The organism is Vibrio sp. KUL78, assembly GCF_059725505.1.
The window spans coordinates 283,413-301,209 of the sequence record NZ_AP045838.1 but is presented as its reverse complement, the minus strand read 5'-3'; the positions used below and the strand labels follow the sequence as shown (position 1 = coordinate 301,209).

Here is a 17,797-nt window from a genome sequence, read left to right as displayed (position 1 = left end):
TCGATTAACCAAAAAGCTTCTTCCAAATACTAGGATTGCGCTTGTCATGATATTCAAGACGAAGGCTATCGACTTCACGCAAAGATTGCTTAGCCGCCTCTAAATCGCCCTTTTTAAGATCCGCATCCACATTATCAATCGCTTGCGAAAGCTTTTTGAACCCTTCTAAGTAAAGATCCGCTTTTTCTGGTGGGTAATTGCCTTGTTTAGAGTCAGCAATGAGCTGATCAAGCTCAGTAATCGGGGTCTGCATCGCTTCCACTGACTGCGCTTCTGCGGCCTGTTTAAACGCAAGTTTCATCGCTTGCATGTTCTTTTTAAGGTCGACACCACCTGAAGCCATCGCTGATGTAGAGATAGTGATGCAAAGAGTCATCAAACCGAGGAGTTGGATTGGTTTAGCGAGCGTTTTCATTTTTGTTAGCGCTGTCGTCGTCATTCTATGTCCTTTTGATTGCAAAAGACCCCAGCTTCCTGAGGTCTTGGTTATTGTACTCGAAGTTCCTGCAACAACGGCACAAAAAATTGCATCAAAACATGTAACGTTTACGCTACACCGATTGACTTATAAATCGCAGAACTCGGCGATCGGCTCACGGCCTCTCAGCGCTAAGAAGTCGAGAAATTGACACGCTGATGCAGTAATGATCTTTTCAACTGGCATTTCTACTTCGGTTAGCAATTGGCGTGTCAGTTCGAACTCACCAATTGTGTCGTAAAAATGTGAGTCACTCCCGGTCGTAATATAGCCGCCTGCCGCTTTCACCGCTCGAGCAATCTCATAACAACGGTCAACACTCCCTACTCGGCTGTGACCTTTGAGCGTTGAATTATTAATTTCAATCGCAACATTGTTTTCGGCGGCACATTGAGCCACCGCATCAAAATCAAAGTCGAAGTTTGGGTTACCTAAGTGACCCAAAGCATCAATATTGCCGCTTTTGATCACGTTGATGAGCGCTTCGGTATGCTCTTCTCTGCTAGCAGGATTAAACACAGGTTCATGAAAACTACCAATGATCCAGTCGAGCGCCTTGTATGATGTCGGATTAACGTCAATCTCGCCCTGAGTATTGATAATGTTAGCTTCAATACCACGAATGATCGCGACACCAGAAAGAAACCTAGGAATCACTCGCTGGTTTGAGAAAAACCAAAAGTGTGGTGCGCCAGGCATGGACTCTGCGTGATCCGTGGTGCATAGAATTTCTAACCCGTTCGCCTTTGCCGCCTGAGCATTCTCGGTAATGGTGCTATAAGCATGACCACTGGCGTAGGTATGCGTATGAGTATCAACCACAAACTTCATTATTCTCTCCTCGATAAACCGATACTTTGGTTGAGTATCGGTCATTGATATTGCAGTTTTGTTCTAGATCCTTTTAAACTCAGCGCTACTATTGACAACAATGAGTAACTAGAAGAAATCGATAGAGCCGCGTCCGCTATTCGGATCTTTACTGCCCTTTTGGTTCGATTTACTTGAGTTTGATTTGTTCGACTTATTGGTTTTTGCTGACGATTGACCTGGCTTGTTGGACTTCGTCTTTTTATTCTTTTGTTTGTCTTTTTGCGGCTTATTCTGTTTCGATTTCGCAGCTTTTGGCTCAGGTTTACTCTCTACCTTAACCTCTTCTGGCTCAGTAGGTGGCTGATCGCAAACAACGACGTAGTACTCTTGGTTGAATTCGAAGAAGTCACCATCGTACATCTTGCGACGTTTACGTGTTTCCAGTTCACCATTAACAGCCACGTAGCCTTCAGCAATAAAGTGTTTTGCTTCACCGCCACCGCCCACTAAATTGGCAACTTTGAACAGTTTATATAGCTCAATCGGATGGCTGGAGACGTCGATTCCAATGGCTTCAATTTCGATCTCTTCGCCTTCTTGATCGTCAAATTCATCAGGCTCGTTTAGGTATTCTTGATTCATGGTCTTTATCGCTTGTGGCTTTTTGTGCATTGTACTGCCTTGGCTATCGACAAGCTATTAAAAAGCCCCGCGATGGCAGGGCTTTTTTCACACAGCAAATAGGGTTACGTCTTTGGCAGCTACCAGGTCAACGTTGAGCTTGTTGCAGATATCTGCTTTTTCACTGGATCGTTACCATCATACGTCCATATTTCCACTAAAAAGGTACCGACATGTTCAGCTGCGTTGAAAGATAGCTTCGCTCTACCAGTAGTCAGTGCTTGTGACGCCACTTTACTTTCGTACTTAGGCTCAACCTCTCCCGAGGCAAGCTCTTCGAACTCGGTATATACAGTGACAAAAGCTCTTCCACTTACATCGCTAGAAGCATCAATTGTTAGTGAGTATTCCTCAATCGGTTGATAATCAAAGCTATCTGGTATTGATAAATCCTCCATAGTACGCGTAACTGAAACTGGTGTTGGCGTAGGCGCTGGTGTGGGTTCCGGTGCAGGTGTTACAGCCGGCGGAGTCTCTGCCGCAACACTACCACCTGAGCCACCATCGCCGCCACCACCACCGCCACAGCCAACGACTAAACCTAGAGAAATAATTGATGTTAATGTTAGTGCTTTCATGACGCGTCTCCTATGGGATATAACATTTGCCTGGGGTGGCGAATTGCGATTCGAACCAGTTTTGCGATTGTTCGCCACTAGATTCGGCATACGTTGCATATTCTGGGTACGCCTCTATCAAATCCGTATTTTCTGTCGGCCACTGCCATTGGTCATTGACTAGTAGAGCCCACGGTAAGTTTTCTGCTGTCTTGAAGTAGGTACCTGTTGCCGCATTACTGACATCTCGGCCTAAACCACTAAACATATCGGCGTCAAACTGCTCTGTCGGTTCGTAGTTAGGTAGGTGTACTTCCCACTTTCTGCCCGGTTGGAAATAACCTTCACCATGGTAGTAACCTGGCGTAGCAAAAATGAACGGGTCGTAAGGCATGGCCATAAGAGACGTGGTGTCCGTACCATCGACGATGTTGACATGAAGAGTAAAGTTGAGCTGTACGTCTTCCTTCGCACAAGACAACAGGGTTCTGTGGAACTCACAGCTTTCAAGTTTGTACTCGGATGTGTCTTCGCTGATGATAAAGATTGCCTCATTCGAAATGGCTTCTAAACCACTACTCTCTGCTTGAACGTCATTCTTGATGAGACGAGTTGTTGCTGCATCAACATCCGTTCTATTCAAACCTTTAAGACGAATAGCAAAGCCGTTATGGTACGAAGCACCAACGGCTCCAAGATGACCTTCGATTTTCGATTTAACAACATTGTCGTCTCGTAGGATCTCTGTGATGCGGTAGCTAACAACGACATCATTCATGTCGTAATCTGCTGTATAAGGCCAGTTATCTTCATAAGCGACGGTGGCATAATCTGTCGCACTTGGGTAGTAACGCACAGACAACCCTTCACCTGTGACTGCTACTTCATGATCTTCAACTTCGCCAGAGGTAGACCCACCGAAGTAATCTAGACCAGTTTGTTGACTGAAGCGGAATCGACTCCAAGTAGTACCGATAAATGCGGCTGCATCAACTGTAAAGATAAGATCGTTGTTACCTGCGTCGAGTAGTTGGTCTGCAAATACCTGCTCGCCATCATCTGCAAAATCGCCATCTTGGTTCCAGTCGAACCAAGCGGATAAATATCCCGAGGTTGACGCATTTACGCGGACGATGCTATCCAGACCTGGTTCGATAGCCGTCACGAAGCCAACACCATTTTCGTCATCAATCCCAGTCTCGTCATCGGCGAGATTATTAGCTCTGCCGTCTTGGTCGCCATCAGGTGCTGAATCACCTAGCCATGTTGAGCCATCCAACTCATGTCGAGGGCCATTATCGGCGAGTTTGGTTTGATAAGTAGTAGGAGCGTCACCGAAGTCGATGTTAGAGTCCTCATCGATAACCGGTGCGTTTGCACAGCGAGCACCATCGTTTTGACTAGAATTAGGACCATCGGCGAACTTCACTGCAGGTACAACACCATTGGCTATGTTTGAAGCGTTACCCTCTGACAAATCAATGCGGTATATCTGACCATCTTGGTTGCGAGCGACATAATAATAGCCGTCGACGTCAAAATACCCTGCTCCGAACGTCCCTGTCTCACCAGTGTCACCGATGTACGTTTCTTGCCCCGTACTCGCATCAAACGAATATAGAGCGCCGGAATTGTTGTCGATACCATACAGTTTCCCGTCACTAGGATGAAACGCGAAGTCTGTTAGGTTAACCACAGCGCGTGTAGTGACACGATTTACGGCAAGCACTGCACTTGAGTCCGACTCAAGTGGAGTTAGATCAATGGTGAATAGACCCTTTCCTTTACGGTAGAGGTAATACACACTTTCATATACGTCACCTACGTAAAACGTATGGTCTGTGGGAAGTCCGGAAGTATTCAATATCTCTGCTTGAAAATCCTTACCCAAGCGAACGATACGTTTGTTCGTGGTATCGTAGCCGTAGATGTATCGGCCATCAAAGTCGAAACCTACCCCGTTAATATTTGCGTTAAGCCCCGTATCGCCTTGCAACAAGCTCGTTGAGCCTGTCACCAAGTTGACGCCGTATACTTTTACAGGGTTTGCTTGGAAAAGATAGGCTTTGCTAGGGCAAGTATCGAACGCAGTCGCGTGACTCTCGAAGCCTAGCAGCGATGCTGCTAACCCGCTCCCAAGTATTGTTAGTGATCTGTATTTGTGTGCTAGTACCATGAGTTTGTCCCTTTGCTGATGGCTTGAGACTGAAGGTACAAAACACGTGCCAATTATTTAAACTTTTAAATTCAATTACTTATACCACACCAAGTTTCATTTTTCATTATGAGAATCAATTTGGCGCGTTTTGAGGTTGAGTTTTCTGGTTGTGAGAAAAATATCTCAGCTTAAGTAATGGGTATAAAGCAGGAATGCTGTTTCCTAAAATGATCAGTGCGATGCCAGCTAACTGACTTAAAGTAAATGTTGTGTCAAACAGAGTAATCTGGAACATCGCGGTAAACACTAAATTGGTATAGATCAGTGGAGCAACTTGCGTGTTGGTTGCTGCACTCTTGTAAGCTTTGTATCTACATACCTGAGTGTTGATGATCATCACTGTTAACACTGCAATGGCGGCATACATAATGGTTGATATGTCTCCAATACCGTAATCAACACCTATGGTCTTATGAAATATCACAGCAAAAGGTATTAAGAAGATACCCGCGATTAAGAACGTCCACGCGTTGTTTTCAACTCCCGACATCTCTCCTTTTGATGCACGATGTAGACTCAACTGTGAACCTGCATTAAACACTCCCGACAATAACCCTATAAGGAGTTCAGGCTTGAAAGTGAAACCTGAGGGGTCGCCAGCCAAGAAAATCACCCCAATAAACGTAAACAGCAATGCAGTGGTAGTCCGAACAGCAAGCTCAATGTTGTAAAGGCACTTCTCGAACAGTGCGATAAACAGAGGACCAGTACCAAATAACACAACACTTTCGATTAGTGACAGTTTCCCCAACGCATAGATAAAGCACAACTGACAAGCTGCGATGCTAAACGCGCGTATCGCTAACACTTTACGCATCGATGTGGGAGGTAATCGCAAACCCGTTATTGTAAGGACAACAAACAGAATAACGGCAGGAACTAAGAATCGAATCAGAGCAAGATCGACAGCAACAAAATAATTCGCTAAATACCCAGTTATCAAACCAGTTACGGACAAACTCAGGGTTGAGGACAGCATATAGCTCATAGCAAGGGTTGACTGGCTCACTTTCATTGATACATCTCGAAAATTCAAATCATAATCGCATTATAGTGATACGTTTCTCTGAAAAATAACGAGTTTTAGTTAAGCTTAATGTAAGTTTTACTAACAGATTAATACTATGAAGCAACACGTTGCATTAAAGTCTCTTTATTCTTTTGTTGCCGTCGCAGAGCTCGGTAGCATGACTTTAGCCGCAGAGCACTTATTCGTAAGTCACTCAGCCATTAGTCAGAGCATCAAAAGTCTTGAATCTCAACTTAATACCAAGCTGTTTCATCGCGTAGGACGTCGTGTAGAACTCACAAAAGAAGGAAAGAATTACTACAGAGATGTTGGCCCCGCTTTAGAGCAAATTGTACGAGCAAGCGAGGCACTGCTTAACAAGCATAGAGACGAACGACTAACGATTAACATGGTTAACTCATTAGCGCTTCACTGGTGGATTCCCCGAGTCGAAGATTTACAAAAAGAAATTCCATCGCTAGATGTTCGAATTTCTAACTTAATTGGTCCATTCGACTTAGAACGTGAGGGGTCGATGTTGCCATAGTCCATGGCAACATCGACGATTGGAGCGATTATTACAGTGAAAAACTTGGGGATGACGAGTTAGTTATGGTATGCAGTCCCTCCATAGCCAAATCTTATTCAAAGGACGATGTAGAAGGACTTTTAGAACGATACCCTAGCATCTGGGTGACGAACGATCGACGAAAACACGATTGGGACTTATGGTGTATGGCCCATAACATTTCATCACCTAGTAAACATGGAACACTCAAATTCAACGCGTCAGTACAAGCCATTCACGCCGCAATAAGAAGCTTGGGCATGCTGGTGACACATAGGTTGTTTATTAAAGACGAAGTTGAGAACCAGTTTTTAATCGAGATTGGCAGTCCGGTCGTCAACCCTCATCAGGAATATCACTTTGCTTGTCTACCTGAGCAGTTAAAACTAGAGAGCACACTGGCACTGAGGCGGTGGCTTAAGAAGGAGTTTCAAGTTGCCAACGACTGAGTATTCGTTTGAATGTTCTTCTGTTTACCCATACCCAAAAAAAGCAGACGGGTTGTATTATTATTAGCCATTATTTTTTGAACAACTATGGGTCCCAGAACGCCAGCAGCAACACCTAACAAGACGACCACTTCCAGGCCAAGATTAACGGGCATTTTGTTTATCAAAATCCGAGTAAAGGATGTGAAGAACACATGATAGAGATAGATTGAATAAGAAAAAGCACCAATTACAGCCAGAAAGTTAAACTTAAGCTTTAAGCCCAACAAACCAATACAGCCTAGCATTCCAAGTATTAATGCTAGCAGCGTCCTCTTTGAATCGGCTGAGAGTACATCAAAGTACAATAAAGATAAAACCAAGCCTACCCCTAGCAGCATTATGAAAACTGCTTCTACCCTTAACCATTTCAATAGTTTAAATCTATTCACACCCATACCTAAAACAAAATACGGGCAAAGGTAGATGAATCCATTTATCGAAAAATAGTCGATAGACAAAGGCGAAATGTAAACCACAGAAGTGACAGCCAATACCAGAACCCATCTCGCTAGAGACTCAAATGCATTTGATTTCTCTAATATGACGATAAGAATAAATATTAGAAACAGCGCTTCAATAAACCAAAAGTGCGCGACAGGCTTAATGTGTAACAATAGCCAGTTATACCCTTCAACATTGGTCCCTGGGGTCAGACTCTGAAGAACCGCAAACGCCGAACCTACAGTCAACATTGGAACCAACAATCGTCGCGCCTTTTTGAATAGAAAGCTCGTCGCTCCTACTTGAAAAGGCCGATAGGCATAAACGTAACCCGATAAAAATGTAAACAGTGGCATGCGCAGATAACCGAGCACGTCGTTGAAATCGCGATAAAAGCCATCGTCGATTTTTAATCCATTGTTTGGGTTAGAGCCAATAACATGGAAAAACACCAATAGCACACACGCAGTCCCACGCAATGTGTCTATTCTCAATTTCTCATTCATCACTGTTCCTTAGCCATATGTGTAAGAAAACGAGCAACATAACAAGACCAGAGCAAAGCAGCGCTCTGCTCATAGCCTTGCCACTACTAACAAGCCAAGTTCAATCAAGCACATTTTCGATCATGATCGTTTTTGAACGTAGCAAGCTTCTTGAGTTCCACGCTGTCATCTTTTAAGTATATGTTTTCATAACAGTAATTTGTCGCATCGATATACCCATCCACGCTACCGCAATCAAACCGTTTTCCCTTAAAGCGATAGGCGATAACGCACCCATTGCTGGCCTGTTTTAGAATGGCGTCGGTTATTTGTATCTCACCACCTTTCCCAGGTTCAGTGTTTTCAATATGTTCGAAGATATCCGGTGTGAGAATATAACGACCAATAATCGCTAAATTGCTAGGCGCGGTTCCTTGTTCTGGCTTTTCAACCATGTCAGTCACTCGGATCAGATCATCACTTAAATGCTCACCTGCGATAACCCCATATTTGTGCGTCTCATCGTTAGGCACCTCCTCAACAGCAACAATTGTGCATCTGAATTGCTTAAACAGCTTAACCATCTGTTCAAGCACGCCTTGCGTTTCATTGACACACAAGTCATCAGCCAAAACGACAGCAAACGGGTTATCTCCTATCAACTGCTTACCCGTAAGAATGGCATGCCCTAGCCCTTTCATTTCTCTCTGGCGGATATAAGTAAACTGCGCGGAGTCAATGAGTGACCTAATATCAACAAGCATCTCTTCTTTGTTAGTTCCACTAATCTGGTGCTCTAGCTCATAGTTTTTATCAAAGTGATCCATAAGAGAGTTCTTCCCACGTCCGGTGACAATTGCCATGTTTGTCATACCGGCTTGAATCGCTTCATCGACTCCGTATTCAATTAATGGTTTGTTTACAATCGGCATCATCTCTTTAGGCATGGATTTGGTTGCAGGCAAAAAACGCGTTCCATAACCCGCTGCCGGGAATAAGCAATGTTTAATCATTTCGACACTTCCTTGTTTTATAAAAGTAATGGTTAAAGTGTTAGTGAACGTCACTAACTAAAATTATTGCTCTCTAAAAGCTTTATAAAAGCTATTTGATAAAGGCTCTAACAAGTAATCAATTGGTCTCTTTTGCTCTAACAGAACGAACACCTCTGCAGGCATTCCTGGTGTAAGATCAACTTGATATAGACCCTCAATGCTGTTTTGGTTGATGCTAACTTTGACTTTAAAACCTGTCGAAGACCCATCTGGACTTTCCGACACATCTGCATCGACGTAGATAACTTCCCCGCTAACAGGTGGTACTGTCATATGATTCAAACCGGATAATCGCACCGATGCGCTCTGGCCGCTTTGAACCATATCGATGTCTTGTGGCGAGACAATCGCTTCAACGATCAAGCGATCATTGTTCGGTACGACTTCCATGAGCACTTCACCAGCTTTAATCACCTGTCCTGACGAGTGAACGGTAATGTTTTGTATGATTCCATCGGAAGGACTAGTGATGAGCGAGCGTTCATGGCTGTCTCTCGCTATCTTCAGCTCGGCCTCCGCAGCGATAAGATCGTTCTTCACCTGGGCGATCAACTGCTCTATTTCTGAAGTATGTTTTTGTTCAATAGCGTGTAATTGACGTGTAACCTCAATGATGCTTTGTTCAATTGAGGCGAGTTCTGCTCGAATCCCAATAATGTCTGAATCTAGAAGGACTTGTGAGCGCTTCAATTCAAGCAGTTTTATCCGAGAAGTGTAGCCATCTTCAAGTAGCCGCTCGTGCATCTTTATCTCTTCTAGCAAGTAGCCTTTAGCTAGAGAATTTTGGCTAAGCTTGCTACGAAATGAGGATCTTCTGGCTTCTAGCTCTGCCTTTCTTGAAGACATAATCGATAGTTCAAGGGCACGCATCTGTTTACGACTAGCAAAAAGCGACTGCTGGTTTTCAACCATGGTTATGTATTCGAGACGTAATCCCGCAAACTGCTCATGCTCGAGTGACGATTCAAACTCTTCTTTGTTATCTCGCTCGGCGATCAATCTCATATATTCAACACGTTTACTCAACCAGTGAAGAGTCCCCCTTCTAAGCGCACTTTGTGTTGCAATGTCAGCAATTTTAAGCAGAGGCTGACCAACAACTACGTGTTCACCATCAGATACGAGCACAGAGTACGCGATTCCCCCTTCTAAATGCTCAATCGTTTTGCGTTTGTTTTCCACAACAATAAGCCCCGGTGCAATCGCTGCGGAGCTTAGCTTAGCCTTGAGTGACCAACCAACGAACAGAACAACTCCGATCACGAGGATTAAAAGCGTGGTCAAAACAAGTTTGTTATTGTTTTGTGTTAAATCTGAGTCCAAATGGTTCATAAGCTACTCAATAAGTAATACTTTGATATTGCGCTGCAGGCTTTAGATCGGTCACGTTTTTACTGCCTGATGAGTTTTTGTTGATTGAGTAACCTTTCACGACAGTGCCTTCTTGGAGCTCAACAACATAATCGGCAAGGCTCTGTAACGAGGCGTCATCACTTATAAAAATAATGGTCGTTCCACTCTCTTTTAGACTAATGAGCGTATTCAACAGTTTTACTTTTGTAGTGGAATCTAACGCGACTGTCGGGTTGTCTAAAAGAACGAGTTTGGGGTTGCCATAAAAGCAGCGAGCTAATGCGAGCTTTTGTTTTTGTCCCTGTGACAAATTTATGTCGTCGCTCTCTAAAACCGTGTTGTAGTTATCCGGCAGTCTTGTAACCTCATCGACCAGACCAACAGCTTCACTTGTCGCCAATATTTTTTCTGAATTCGATGCGACATCATGAAAGCCACATATGTTCTCTGCAATGGTGCCATTAAAAAAGCTTGGATTTTGACTAAGATAACCAACGCTTTCTGATAGCGTATTTTCATCAATATTGCGTATATCTATATCGTTGAACAACACTTTGCCGTCCGTCGGTTGCACACGGTTGGACAGAGTGTCCATTAATAACGTTTTACCAGACCCCATGGGCCCTTTGATTTCCAAGCACTTTCCTTGAGCTAACTTAAAGTTAATGCTTTTGAGAAGTGCACGCTCATGGCAGCTAAAAGACACGTCTTGCAAGCGTACTTTTATATCATCAAGTTCCACTTCAAACTTAGTCACCGATTTATGACTGGTTAGTATATGATTGAGCCAATTAAATGAGTCTCGCTGTGCTTGGAACTCTTTATAGTGCTGGGAAGCAAGTTCTATAGGAGTAACAATACGGCTGATGAGTATCGCAGAGGCAAGTAAGGCTCCTGCTAAGACATCACCCTTGATAACCAATACTGCGCCAACAGCATAAACTCCGACTTGTATTAATGTTCTCAACAGCTTTATAGACGATTGCAACACTGCTGTTTTCGAGGAAGCATCAAGTTGTAATTGTGAGGTGTGTTGATTTTTATGATCCCATATAGCAATCAGTTTATTCGAGATTCGTAGAGATCTAGCAAGTACTGCTTGACTAACGATTCTAGCGGCCCCTGATGTCTGGACACCCTTATAGTGTTGATAGCTCATTTCTAATTGCCTAACTGAACCTGAAAACATCACTATCATGAGAATCAAGAGTATGGAAGTACACAACGCGTAACTTCCCAGGACTGGATGTAAGCTAAACATGACCAAAATAAATGCTATAGACCATGGAAGATCCGATTTTGCACGCTTGTAAGGTGAGGACAGGTAAAGTGCGGCTTGGCGATGCCTTTTTTAGCACCTCTGTCGGGTCTTCGTTGGTGTTAGACAGGGCAATAGACAACGCATTAGTATCAAATGTCGCCTCGTAGATATTCTTTAAGTTACCTAAGATTCGTTGACGTGTATATTCCAACACCTGCTGAAGTAGCAATAGACAGCATGCAATCACTGTAAGATACAACAACGTTTCCAAGCTTTTTGAACTCAACACTCTATTGAACACCTGTAAGCTGTATATTGGTAACACTAAAACCAGCATATTTGCGAACACAGAGAATAGCTCAAAGAAAACGAGTGCTTTCCTTCGATAGGCTAAGAATGATGTCCATTGTTCCTTCATAGACCATACCAATCTTTAGTTGATAACTAGAGCACTCATAAACTGAGTGCTCTCTATAGCAAAACTAGATAAGCAACTAAGCCTTAAACTATGGCAAAGTCATCACTGTCGGTGAGCACGGTGTATTCACTATCACCTTCTCCCATCAGGGTGACTGACGTAAACTCGGCCGAGTCAAAACCACTAGCTTCAAGCAAAAGAACCTCTTGTACAGATAGACCCTCATTCGTTTCAAAAGCCAGATCAGTAGATAGGTTAATATTGCTCAGCACGAGGCCGATATTGAGAGCTGCGAGTGAATCGTTACTTTCTAGTAAATCTTCATCGAGCTCTAAAGCAGCGCTGTCACCACCAATCACTACCTCAAAATTTTCAAACTCTAAAGTGTTATCGCCGGAGAACTTCAGAAAGTCGACGCCTCTACCACCATCAGCAAATCGGCTTACCCCAGAAACTGAGTCATACAACTCAGAAACATCGACAAAGTCGTGTCCACGTCCTGCATCAATATTGAACTCTGTCCATTGTGAGTTTTTACTATGAGTCATTTGGATAATGTCACTACCAGCACCGGTATCTACATTAAACATATTCCCCCACCCAGTAGCGCTAGAAGCATTGGAGTAGGCAGAGATCTCAACAACATCGCGCCCGTTACCTGTGGTAATATCGCCACGCTTTGCATCAAGGACCGTGACATCAGTGCCTCGGTTGGACGTCGCTAAGACATCAACGTCGACAAAATTGTCTACAAAGATAAAGTTCTTATCCGTTTCTATGCTTATTTCTTTATATCCAGCTTGGTTCCACTTGCCTTGGTTGGTAGCAATTACATCATTACCTAGATCACTGACAAAAACCGATTCTTCTGTAAGAACCCAATCCCCCGAAAATACGGCCAAGAATGCGTTTTCTGCGGTTAACCCAGTCGCGGACCCTGTACCTGTTGTGTTAGTTGATCCTGTATAGATAGTACTCATTGTCTTCTCCTGATAATTAAATGCTCTAATACTTTGATAGAATAAAAAGTAACACTCTCTATTATTACCCGTGATTAAAATCACTTTTATTATGATGCACCCACTAATAACTAGGCACACTGAAGCCATAGCGTTTTAACGTACCCATTAAAAACAGCAATGAGATAGACTTTATGACACTGGCAAGAAGTATTAGCTAAATAATAATTTAGCCTCATCAAAAGTTGAATGGGAATTTATTCCTCAATAACTTCCTGCGAATAACAGAAGTAAACCATACAAATAATAAGGATCCAAAATATATTTGCACTAATTAACACCCCACTTGAGGATGTCGCAATTATGAGACAGCCAATTATGACACTCACAGCTCCGGATAATTGAAAAGCATATCTAGCAGTAATCACTTGTTTCAGAAAAGTGGAAAACAAGCAGTAAAATAACCAAGCCAATACTGATGTAGCACCTATAAAACCCACACCTAATAATATATCTAAAAAGGAACTGTGTGTTGATTTCGCCATCCACCCAAAGGCTAAGGAATACTCGTACATAATCTCCGGGCGAGAGAATACTCCGATGCCATAGCCAAAGACAGGTTTCTCAATAACGAGAGGTAATAAGACCTCCCAGAGCCCGGTTCTTCCCGTAAGCGATGGGTCTCGACCTAGCAAGGTCATAAGTTCATCAAAATACGAGCTTACAACAAATCCGCCGCCAACTAGCACTAGGAGATACGTTGTGACGATGAAAAGCCTTTGAGAGACGAGTGAATGCTTAAGTATTAGGTAAGATAGCCAGAAAGAAAGATGTACGATAAAAAATGTTAGTATCGCTGTCATTGATTTAGATCCAAACACCATTACACAGCATAATACAAATAGTATTAGATCGAATCTAGTCCTGAGATTTTCTAAGTAGAACCACTTTGAAATAAAAATAACACTAACTAATGCAAAATAAGCTCCCGCTACATTTTTATGTACGAACATACCTCGCCAAGCGCCCTCATGTACACCAGACATGATGGCATAACCGGGGGAAACTAATACATAAACAAAGTTTGCAAGCACAGTTAGTGATATTATTTTTGTTATGAAGACAAGTAATGCTTCAGGTCCATAACGATGATAATAAAATATGGGTGGTAACGTAATCACCATAAATGAAACAAAATAGCGCATTGATAGGACTTTGTAATCTGACAATACGACTGAAAATAGTATAGAAACTATCACCAACCACTCGACTTTCTTTAATCTAATATCCAACAAAAGCCGATAACCCGAAAAAACTAAGTAAGCCATGAGCAATAACATTACGAGTATTTGCATTAGTTTTTGAGGCATGTAGGTGATTTGAGCAAGTTGGTGTTGAGCTGATGGATAGCCAATCCACATACTTGTTGAGCGAAAGAATGACAGCGCTAACATGCAGCTTAAGCAAAATGAGTCAAATTTATCTCTATTGATCAACATAACTTACTCAAACTCCACATTTCTGACCGATAATGCAATATGATCATTCTCTGCCCATTGTGTCGGCTTGTAGATACCAAGTTTAAAATAAGGCTCTCTATCATCATTAAATGTATTGGGGCCAACGACTTCGGATAGCAATTCATCATTAAGCGAAACTCTGATATGTCCTTCATCATTAGTGCTCATAACCCCTTCAACCGTAAGCTCGTTCCAACTACCGACATTAAAAGTTCGTTCGGAGAAAAGTGCCCTAGCTTGTATTGAGTTGCCATCGTTGGCACAAGTACCATTAATGGTGCTCGATATATGTTGTTCATCCCATCGATTAAACATTCTTAACGTGCCGCCTTTCGATTCCAATGCGCTAACGGGACAACGCCATTGCTCGCCTTCATCTGGGAATGAATGGAATTGAAAATAACTATGCCAGTTAACTGGATCGTCATACACTTCATTCACTTTAAACTCGAAACTTAACCGGAACCTGACGTCTCTTTGAAGTAGCCCTTGGATTGCAAACTCACACCGTTTTCTATTTTTCTCAGGCGTAAGAGTAAACGTTGTAACGCCCGTGTCCTCGTCGTGTTCCCACAGCGATTCTGCACACTCAAAAACCAAACTAGCGGTTTTATCAGACGAAAACGTCAAAAATTGTTGTGGCTCGATCGTTTTTTTTTCATTAGCGACCACGTTGATACTTACGAGGCTTGTTAGTCCGATCAGTAAGTGAGTTTTAATTTGCATAGCGTTTACCAATTATTAACTTGACCCAAACTGCTCGCGATAGGAAAACAAAATTACCAACAACGTAGCGACGGAATAGTCGTTTGGGCTCCATAAACAAACGAAAGCACCACTCCATATGACACGCTCTAACCCATCGAGGAGCTCGCTCTACTTTTCCAGCCAGAAAATCAATAATTGCGCCTCCGTTTACGGTAACAAGAGACGTCATTTCAGCTTGAAGAGCAATGGAGAGTATTTCCTGTTTTGGCATCCCCATCGCCAGTATGACAACGTCGGGAACATTCTCTCTCAATGATTCTAGATAAGTGTCTTCACTTTGAAACCCATCGACAGTAGCGACTACATTCAACCCACAATCTCTGAGCAAAACTTCAGCCTTATCCAGTTCTTCTTGGGCCGAACCAAAAATAGCTACCCGTTGATTTTTGAAGGATCGTTCAAGTAATTGAGGTATGAGATCTGTGCCGTTTAGGTTTTCCCCTGGATCTGAACCCAACATACGGAACAATATCTCTACTCCGATACCATCTCTCAATAAAAGATCACTTTGTCTTATTGCGGAATAGAAGTTTGCGTCTCTGCATGCCAAATTGAACGCGTGTGCATTCACAAAAGCAATATTAACGTTCTCGCCGAACCTCATCTTTTCCTCGATTACGGCTATAACGGCATCCGAGGTTGGATACGTGGTCACTTTGTCTAATAGACCACTAAATATGCGTATCATTGTTGTCTTCCTTGATTTGATGATCCCTAATTTGGGCAATCGCTTGATGGGCTCGGATAGACCAAGTGTTGGCCTCGGCAAATTCAGTACGCTCCCGCCTTAGACCGTCGCGTCTTGATAAAATTTGTTCAAGACTATCCAAGAATGACTCGATATCATTGGCGATACTAATTAAATGACGACCACTTCGATCAAAATCGCAGGCCACTGACACGGCAGGTATTCCACATGCGCAGTACTCATACAGCTTCAAAGGATTACGGTAGGCGTTGAATGGGGAACCCTTATAAGGTACCAGGCCTACAGTAAAGTCACTTATCATAGAAGGGAGTTTTAGATAGTCTACTTGACCAAGCAACTGCAAGTTTTGGTATTTGTTAGACAGCCTCTCAATTGCATCATTCGTTACTCTGCCAATCAACCTGACTGATGCGTTGCGGTACTTTTGACAGATAACCTCTATGAGATCCTCATCAATACTCGTATCGATTGTGCCTACAAAACCGATTACTACTGCTTTTTGCTCAGGTTTATCATCAGGATGTGGCACTCCCAACCATTCATCAGAAACGGCATTTGGTAGATAGCAGACGTTGGTCCCTTGCCCCAACTCTTGAAGCTTTTCGAGTAACCTCTCCCCTGTCGTGAACGTAACAAGACTTTCTTGGACGCATAAACGCAACGTTTGCTCATAGTTCCTTGATTGAGAGAAGTAGTAGTCTTTGTCGTCATCGTAGTTATCGTAGTGCGTGTAAGCATAAGAGGTACTGACTCCCTTAAGGTATAAGTATTGGTCAGGCTTATAAAACCAATCTATACGCGACATATTTGATCGATTTCTAAAAACTACGTTCACTTGTAGCTTAATTGGCAATGTGACAAGCAGCCAAAGGAGCAGTGGGTACCCTATAACTTTTGATACGGGTACTAATGTGTACAGTGGATATGACGGGACCCCATCAACTTCTTCTCGACGTCGATAGTCACTATCAGTCGCCAAGAAGAAACGTGGACGCTTAAAATACGCGAGTTTACCGCCTTCGTTTTCAATCTTCCCATTTAACTGCTTGATAAACGGAAGTCGATGAAACCCTTTGATCTTATCTGAGATAGAGTACAACGCGATATCCATACCTAACGCCCCGCATCAATCCCATTACTGACAAATATTCCTTTATAGAAGCCTGCCATCCATGCAACTCCGCATAGATACATCATTGGGCACAGCACAAAGATCATCTTAGGGCTAGCAGCGAACTTGATGTTTCTGTAATTGATTCTGGTTATTTTTGCTAACATCAAAAATGGCAAAAGTGCTGCGATCGCCAGTTTTCCCAGCCCGACTGCTTTGCGCTGATAGCGCAGGAAAAATAGATTGTTTCCGGTGATAAAAATCTTCTTCAGAACTTTCTTTAACGGTGAGTCCTGAATTTGATACCCGACGATATCAGGGAAGAAGTAGAGCGTTAGACCATCTGACACTAATCGCTCAGTCAACTCCGTATCTTGCATACGAGGTAAATCGCTAAAACCTCCCGCATTTTCAAAAGTCGATTTCGCAATCACCATAAGGGCTGAACTTAGGTTCGAGCGAATCGTTGGAGTACGAGTGGCTTGCGATTCATGGTTAAAGTAATAGTGCTCGATATATGAGGAAAGCGACGAGTCTGCTTCGGTATTGAGCTCTAATGCGCCACCGAAAACCTTAAAACCATTAGACGCATGAGATCTTATCAACTCTAAAGCTCTTGGTTCGAGGATGACGTCTGAGTCTAAGAAAACTAAGTAGTCACCTTGTGCATACTTGGCACCGATATTTCGCCCTTTGCCAGGATTAAATCGTTTCGTTTCTTTTATAAACTGGACAAAGCCAAAACGATTGCAGATTTGATCTACTTCGCTGGTAGCGGAGCAGTCTACTACGATTATTTCTATATTTTCATTAACCTGAGGCTCGATCGCTTTGAGGGTTGCCTCTAAATTATCTTGGGACTCATAAGATGGAATAATGACTGATAGTTTCATTGACAAATC

17 protein-coding genes and 1 pseudogene are annotated in these 17,797 nt (G+C 42.9%); 1 reads left to right on the top strand and 17 read right to left on the bottom strand.

Going from position 1 to position 17,797, the window contains the following annotated elements; genetic code table 11:
• Positions 1-4: 4 nt before the first annotated feature.
• From AC6I8Y_RS18005 to AC6I8Y_RS17980, 6 genes are all read right to left on the bottom strand, one after another.
• Positions 5-415: a cytochrome b562 gene (locus AC6I8Y_RS18005; protein WP_445206124.1), complete on the bottom strand. Its 411-nt coding sequence runs from the start codon at positions 413-415 to the stop codon at positions 5-7.
• Between the two features lie 150 nt (positions 416-565).
• A complete protein-coding gene (locus tag AC6I8Y_RS18000; protein ID WP_498022512.1) occupies positions 566-1,309 on the bottom strand; it encodes a phosphatase in 744 nt (247 codons plus the stop codon).
• A gap of 108 nt (positions 1,310-1,417) precedes the next feature.
• Positions 1,418-1,933, bottom strand: a complete 516-nt coding sequence (locus tag AC6I8Y_RS17995; RefSeq protein WP_498023049.1) for an RNA-binding S4 domain-containing protein — start codon at positions 1,931-1,933, stop codon at positions 1,418-1,420.
• Between the two features lie 119 nt (positions 1,934-2,052).
• Positions 2,053-2,550, bottom strand: a complete 498-nt coding sequence (locus AC6I8Y_RS17990; RefSeq protein WP_498022510.1) for a hypothetical protein — start codon at positions 2,548-2,550, stop codon at positions 2,053-2,055.
• A gap of 10 nt (positions 2,551-2,560) precedes the next feature.
• Positions 2,561-4,705: an LruC domain-containing protein gene (locus AC6I8Y_RS17985; RefSeq protein WP_498022508.1), complete on the bottom strand. Its 2,145-nt coding sequence runs from the start codon at positions 4,703-4,705 to the stop codon at positions 2,561-2,563.
• A gap of 115 nt (positions 4,706-4,820) precedes the next feature.
• Complete coding sequence (locus AC6I8Y_RS17980; RefSeq protein WP_498022506.1) at positions 4,821-5,762, bottom strand: DMT family transporter; 942 nt, start codon at positions 5,760-5,762, stop codon at positions 4,821-4,823.
• Between the two features lie 109 nt (positions 5,763-5,871).
• Here AC6I8Y_RS17980 and AC6I8Y_RS17975 point away from each other — a divergent pair.
• Positions 5,872-6,773, top strand: a pseudogene (locus tag AC6I8Y_RS17975) (LysR family transcriptional regulator).
• On the opposite strand, the gene AC6I8Y_RS17970 reads toward AC6I8Y_RS17975, so the two are convergent.
• The 11 genes from AC6I8Y_RS17970 to AC6I8Y_RS17920 all read right to left on the bottom strand — a co-directional run bounded on the left by AC6I8Y_RS17970 (position 6,755) and on the right by AC6I8Y_RS17920 (position 17,788).
• Complete coding sequence (locus AC6I8Y_RS17970; protein ID WP_498022504.1) at positions 6,755-7,762, bottom strand: acyltransferase family protein; 1,008 nt, start codon at positions 7,760-7,762, stop codon at positions 6,755-6,757. The pseudogene AC6I8Y_RS17975 and the gene AC6I8Y_RS17970 sit on opposite strands and share 19 nt — an antisense overlap.
• 104 nt (positions 7,763-7,866) lie before the next feature.
• Positions 7,867-8,754, bottom strand: a complete 888-nt coding sequence (gene galU, locus AC6I8Y_RS17965; protein WP_498022502.1) for a UTP--glucose-1-phosphate uridylyltransferase GalU — start codon at positions 8,752-8,754, stop codon at positions 7,867-7,869.
• Positions 8,755-8,817: 63 nt separating this feature from the next.
• A complete protein-coding gene (locus AC6I8Y_RS17960) occupies positions 8,818-10,128 on the bottom strand; it encodes an HlyD family type I secretion periplasmic adaptor subunit (RefSeq protein WP_498022500.1) in 1,311 nt (436 codons plus the stop codon).
• Positions 10,129-10,135: 7 nt separating this feature from the next.
• Complete coding sequence (locus AC6I8Y_RS17955) at positions 10,136-11,410, bottom strand: ATP-binding cassette domain-containing protein (RefSeq protein ID WP_498022498.1); 1,275 nt, start codon at positions 11,408-11,410, stop codon at positions 10,136-10,138.
• Positions 11,403-11,828 (bottom strand): hypothetical protein, encoded by a 426-nt coding sequence (locus tag AC6I8Y_RS17950; RefSeq protein WP_498022496.1) that lies wholly within the window; start codon positions 11,826-11,828, stop codon positions 11,403-11,405. The genes AC6I8Y_RS17955 and AC6I8Y_RS17950 overlap by 8 nt, the downstream gene beginning before the upstream one ends.
• Positions 11,829-11,911: 83 nt before the next feature.
• Positions 11,912-12,808 (bottom strand): hypothetical protein, encoded by an 897-nt coding sequence (locus AC6I8Y_RS17945; RefSeq protein WP_498022495.1) that lies wholly within the window; start codon positions 12,806-12,808, stop codon positions 11,912-11,914.
• A gap of 236 nt (positions 12,809-13,044) precedes the next feature.
• The gene (locus tag AC6I8Y_RS17940; protein WP_498022493.1) at positions 13,045-14,286 is read right to left on the bottom strand and encodes an O-antigen ligase family protein; all 1,242 of its coding nucleotides are present in this window, start codon (positions 14,284-14,286) and stop codon (positions 13,045-13,047) included.
• A 3-nt stretch (positions 14,287-14,289) separates the two neighbouring features.
• Positions 14,290-15,033 (bottom strand): heparin lyase I family protein, encoded by a 744-nt coding sequence (locus tag AC6I8Y_RS17935; protein WP_498022492.1) that lies wholly within the window; start codon positions 15,031-15,033, stop codon positions 14,290-14,292.
• Positions 15,023-15,763: a WecB/TagA/CpsF family glycosyltransferase gene (locus AC6I8Y_RS17930; RefSeq protein ID WP_498022491.1), complete on the bottom strand. Its 741-nt coding sequence runs from the start codon at positions 15,761-15,763 to the stop codon at positions 15,023-15,025. Before AC6I8Y_RS17930 ends, AC6I8Y_RS17935 begins: the two co-directional genes overlap by 11 nt.
• A complete protein-coding gene (locus AC6I8Y_RS17925; protein WP_498022489.1) occupies positions 15,747-16,895 on the bottom strand; it encodes a glycosyltransferase in 1,149 nt (382 codons plus the stop codon). Before AC6I8Y_RS17925 ends, AC6I8Y_RS17930 begins: the two co-directional genes overlap by 17 nt.
• A 2-nt stretch (positions 16,896-16,897) precedes the next feature.
• Positions 16,898-17,788 carry a glycosyltransferase family 2 protein gene (locus AC6I8Y_RS17920; RefSeq protein WP_498022488.1) on the bottom strand — a complete coding sequence of 297 codons (891 nt, stop codon included), beginning with the start codon at positions 17,786-17,788 and terminating at the stop codon, positions 16,898-16,900.
• Positions 17,789-17,797: the final 9 nt, after the last annotated feature.